This window comes from Moorena sp. SIO4A1 (genome assembly GCF_010672065.1).
Lineage (GTDB): Bacteria > Cyanobacteriota > Cyanobacteriia > Cyanobacteriales > Coleofasciculaceae > Moorena.
This window is the reverse complement of the sequence record NZ_JAAHHX010000517.1, coordinates 1-1,736: the sequence shown is the minus strand read 5'-3', so window position 1 is coordinate 1,736 and position 1,736 is coordinate 1. Positions and strand designations below refer to the sequence as shown.

The 1,736-nt window shown below is 44.8% G+C and carries 2 protein-coding genes; both read left to right on the top strand.

Annotated elements, in window-relative coordinates; genetic code table 11:
• Window positions 1–391 precede the first annotated feature (391 nt).
• A complete protein-coding gene (locus tag F6K53_RS40135) occupies window positions 392–1,210 on the top strand; it encodes an HpsJ family protein (RefSeq protein WP_293085655.1) in 819 nt (272 codons plus the stop codon).
• Between the two features lie 52 nt (window positions 1,211–1,262).
• A partial coding sequence (locus F6K53_RS40130; RefSeq protein WP_293085652.1) for a glycosyltransferase family 2 protein occupies window positions 1,263–1,736 on the top strand: 474 nt, incomplete at its 3' end.

Below are 1,736 nucleotides of genomic sequence, written 5' to 3'. Positions count from 1 at the left end.
AGGAACACTACATCCACAAGACTACCTTTAATCAGCTAGTGCGATCGCTTTACCTGATTAATGAAGAATACCAGAAATTATCCTAACACCTTGATTAGTGGTTAATGGTTAATGGCGTGCGGCTGGTGACGCTCACCTAAAAGTTATAGGGAGGGACTTCCCATCTAGAACGTAACACCAGCAACGGATGTTGGAGTTAGGATTCTCGATTGCCATAGGTTAATATGGGCAAAGCGCCATGGTTGGCTCTCGTGCTCTTCTATTTTTCAACTTTACTGAGTACCCCAAAAACTACTCCAAAAACTAGTAAGCCAGTAAGTTTAGGAAGGATTACTCAGTAAATTACCCAAGTCGATGATTAAGTTAATCTAATAATCGCGCTTCATAGCCCATGAATACTAATTCTGTTTATTCCTCGTTTACTGCTCTGACTCTTAAGGTTGTCGGGCTGATAATGATCGTTTCCTCCCTTTTGGATTACATCATTTTGGCAATTCCCCCACAGGGAGCTAGCCTGTTAAAGCCAGAGTGGCAGTTGAACTTTGCTACCCAAGTTGTTGACCGAGGCATTATCCCTATGGTCGGCATTGGGTTTTTATTTGCTGGATATTGGATTGCTCAAAGTGCTGCTACCGCTACCACAGAGCCAAAATCTTCGGTTCAAGATCTCCGATTTTGGGTGCTGTGTCTGTCTAGTTTTCTAGGGTTGGTCTTTCTGCTAATGGTACCCCTGCATCTCAATAACCTTCGTTTGCAAAGTTCCCAGGCTCTAGAACAAATTAACCAAAGAGCTAAGAGCGCCGAAGTTCAACTGGAAAACCGCACTCAGCAAGTCACTGAACTTCTCAAAAGTCCTCAAGGTATAGCCCAGGTAGAAAAGAGACTCGCCGATTTAGACGCAGCCATTAAAAGTGGTAGGATTCCAGCACAACAGCTTGAGCAAGCCAAAGCTCAGGCTAACAGAGTTAGACAACAATTGCAGGCAATTAAGGAAAACCCTGATGTCCTCAATCAAGAAGTAGAGCAGAATATTAACCAAATCCGTAGTCAGAAACTTCAACTAGAGAAACGAGCCACCACAGAAGCTTTCAAACTGGGCATTAAAACTGGTCTGAGTAGCTTACTCCTAGCAATTGGCTATATTGCCATTGGCTGGACCGGATTGCGAGGGTTGGGAAGTACACCAGTAACCCGTCGTGGGCAAGCTTAGTAGGGTCGAGACTTTTAACCCTGACCAGATTTTTGATAATGATCCGCTTGACATGTTCTCTATCTATATCCTGACCTACAACGAAGACCTAGATATTGCTGCTTGTATCGAGTCAGCCCTACTCTCAGACGATGTGATTATCGTAGATTCAATCAGTAGCGATCGCACTGTAGAAATTGCTAATCAGTATCCGGTGCGAGTTGTGCAGCACGCCTTTGAAAGTCACGGACGCCAGCGCACCTGGATGCTAAAGGAAGTGCCCACCAAGTACGAATGGGTCTATATCCTTGAAGCTGATGAACGCATGACCCCTGAGTTATTTTCCGAATGCCAGGGAGCAATACAACGACAGGAGCATGTGGCTTATTACGTTGCAGAGCGGGTCATGTTCATGAATCGCTGGATTCGCTACTCTACTCAGTATCCCCGTTACCAACTACGGCTGTTTCGTAAGGAAAAGGTTTGGTTTGATGATTATGGTCATACGGAACGGGAAGTATGTGATGGACCGACTGGTTTCATCAAA